Source organism: Streptomyces sp. NRRL F-2664, assembly GCF_000719345.1.
Taxonomy (GTDB): Bacteria; Actinomycetota; Actinomycetes; order Streptomycetales; family Streptomycetaceae; genus Streptomyces.
In genome coordinates this window covers 1-3,304 of sequence record NZ_JOFX01000136.1, presented here as the reverse complement: position 1 = coordinate 3,304, position 3,304 = coordinate 1, and the positions used below count along the sequence as shown (strand labels likewise).

The 3,304-nt window shown below is 56.7% G+C and carries 1 rRNA gene; it reads right to left on the bottom strand.

Going from position 1 to position 3,304, the window contains the following annotated elements:
- Window positions 1-31: 31 nt before the first annotated feature.
- Window positions 32-3,104: ribosomal RNA gene (locus IF89_RS0134635) — 23S ribosomal RNA — on the bottom strand.
- Between the last annotated feature and the right edge of the window lie 200 nt (window positions 3,105-3,304).

Genomic DNA, 3,304 nt, shown 5'->3' with positions numbered 1-3,304 from the left:
TTCAGAACTAACACAGTGGACGCGAGCAACTGAGGACAAGCCCTCGGCCTATTAGTACCAGTCAGCTCCACCCGTTACCGGGCTTCCACATCTGGCCTATCAACCCAGTCGTCTACTGGGAGCCTTACCCTCTCAAGGAGGTGGGAATACTCATCTTGAAGCAGGCTTCCCGCTTAGATGCTTTCAGCGGTTATCCCTCCCGAACGTAGCCAACCAGCCATGCCCTTGGCAGGACAACTGGCACACCAGAGGTTCGTCCGTCCCGGTCCTCTCGTACTAGGGACAGCCCTTCTCAATATTCCTACGCGCACAGCGGATAGGGACCGAACTGTCTCACGACGTTCTAAACCCAGCTCGCGTACCGCTTTAATGGGCGAACAGCCCAACCCTTGGGACCGACTCCAGCCCCAGGATGCGACGAGCCGACATCGAGGTGCCAAACCATCCCGTCGATATGGACTCTTGGGGAAGATCAGCCTGTTATCCCCGGGGTACCTTTTATCCGTTGAGCGACGGCGCTTCCACAAGCCACCGCCGGATCACTAGTCCCGACTTTCGTCCCTGCTCGACCCGTCGGTCTCACAGTCAAGCTCCCTTGTGCACTTACACTCAACACCTGATTGCCAACCAGGCTGAGGGAACCTTTGGGCGCCTCCGTTACCCTTTGGGAGGCAACCGCCCCAGTTAAACTACCCATCAGACACTGTCCCTGATCCGGATCACGGACCGAGGTTAGACATCCAGCACGACCAGAGTGGTATTTCAACGGCGACTCCACAACCACTGGCGTGGCTGCTTCAAAGTCTCCCACCTATCCTACACAAGCCGAACCGAACACCAATATCAAACTGTAGTAAAGGTCCCGGGGTCTTTCCGTCCTGCTGCGCGAAACGAGCATCTTTACTCGTAGTGCAATTTCACCGGGCCTATGGTTGAGACAGTCGAGAAGTCGTTACGCCATTCGTGCAGGTCGGAACTTACCCGACAAGGAATTTCGCTACCTTAGGATGGTTATAGTTACCACCGCCGTTTACTGGCGCTTAAGTTCTCAGCTTCGCAACCCCGAAAGGTCACTAACCGGTCCCCTTAACGTTCCAGCACCGGGCAGGCGTCAGTCCGTATACATCGCCTTACGGCTTCGCACGGACCTGTGTTTTTAGTAAACAGTCGCTTCTCGCTGGTCTCTGCGGCCACCCCCAGCTCAGACAGCAAGTGTCATCACCGGTGATGGCCCCCCTTCTCCCGAAGTTACGGGGGCATTTTGCCGAGTTCCTTAACCATAGTTCACCCGAACGCCTCGGTATTCTCTACCTGACCACCTGAGTCGGTTTAGGGTACGGGCCGCCATGAAACTCGCTAGAGGCTTTTCTCGACAGCATAGGATCATCCACTTCACCACAATCGGCTCGGCATCAGGTCTCAGCCTTGTATGAGGGACGGATTTGCCTACCCCTCGGCCTACACCCTTACCCCGGGACAACCACCGCCCGGGCTGGACTACCTTCCTGCGTCACCCCATCGCTTACCTACTACAAGTCTGGTTCGTCGGCTCCACCACTTTCCTTTCCCCGAAGGGTCCGGAACGGCTTCACGGACTTAGCATCGCCTGATTCGATATTGGGCGTTTCAAAGCGGGTACCGGAATATCAACCGGTTGTCCATCGACTACGCCTGTCGGCCTCGCCTTAGGTCCCGACTTACCCTGGGCAGATCAGCTTGACCCAGGAACCCTTAGTCAATCGGCGCACACGTTTCTCACGTGTGTATCGCTACTCATGCCTGCATTCTCACTCGTGAACCGTCCACAACTAGCTTCCGCTGCTGCTTCACCCGGCACACGACGCTCCCCTACCCATCACAGCGGGCGTTGGCCCTCTTGCTGCAATGACACGACTTCGGCGGTACGCTTGAGCCCCGCTACATTGTCGGCGCGGAATCACTTGACCAGTGAGCTATTACGCACTCTTTCAAGGGTGGCTGCTTCTAAGCCAACCTCCTGGTTGTCTCTGCGACTCCACATCCTTTCCCACTTAGCGTACGCTTAGGGGCCTTAGTCGATGCTCTGGGCTGTTTCCCTCTCGACCATGGAGCTTATCCCCCACAGTCTCACTGCCGTGCTCTCACTTACCGGCATTCGGAGTTTGGCTAAGGTCAGTAACCCGGTAGGGCCCATCGCCTATCCAGTGCTCTACCTCCGGCAAGAAACACACGACGCTGCACCTAAATGCATTTCGGGGAGAACCAGCTATCACGGAGTTTGATTGGCCTTTCACCCCTAACCACAGGTCATCCCCCAGGTTTTCAACCCTGGTGGGTTCGGTCCTCCACGAAGTCTTACCTCCGCTTCAACCTGCCCATGGCTAGATCACTCCGCTTCGGGTCTAGAGCGTGCAACTCAATCGCCCTGTTCGGACTCGCTTTCGCTACGGCTTCCCCACACGGGTTAACCTCGCTACACACCGCTAACTCGCAGGCTCATTCTTCAAAAGGCACGCAGTCACGACCGTTGTTCCGAAGAACAACGGCGACGCTCCCACGGCTTGTAGGCACACGGTTTCAGGTACTATTTCACTCCGCTCCCGCGGTACTTTTCACCATTCCCTCACGGTACTATCCGCTATCGGTCACCAGGGAATATTTAGGCTTAGCGGGTGGTCCCGCCAGATTCACACGGGATTTCTCGGGCCCCGTGCTACTTGGGAGATGAGCAAGCAAGCCGCTGATGTTTCGTCTACGGGGGTCTTACCCTCTACGCCGGACCTTTCGCATGTCCTTCGACTACATCAACGGTTTCTGACTCGCCTCACAGCCGGCAGACTGTGAAAGCTCATTCCCACAACCCCGCATGCGCAACCCCTGCCGGGTATCACACGCATACGGTTTGGCCTCATCCGGTTTCGCTCGCCACTACTCCCGGAATCACGGTTGTTTTCTCTTCCTGAGGGTACTGAGATGTTTCACTTCCCCTCGTTCCCTCCACACTGCCTATGTGTTCAGCAGTGGGTGACAGCCCATGACGACTGCCGGGTTTCCCCATTCGGACACCCCCGGATCAAAGCTCAGTTGGCAGCAGGCATCCACCGTGCGCCCTTAAAAACTTGGCCACAGATGCTCGCGTCCACTGTGTAGTTCTCAAACAACGACCAGCCACCCATCACCCCACCAGACAAGCTGGCGAGTTCACTGGGGCCGGCACTGAAGACATCAACCTCACGGCCGTACCTTCAGGACCCAACAACGTGCCAAGCACAGTCGACCGTCCGTCTTTCCGTTCCACGCCGAAGCAGTACTGGGAAACCTTCCG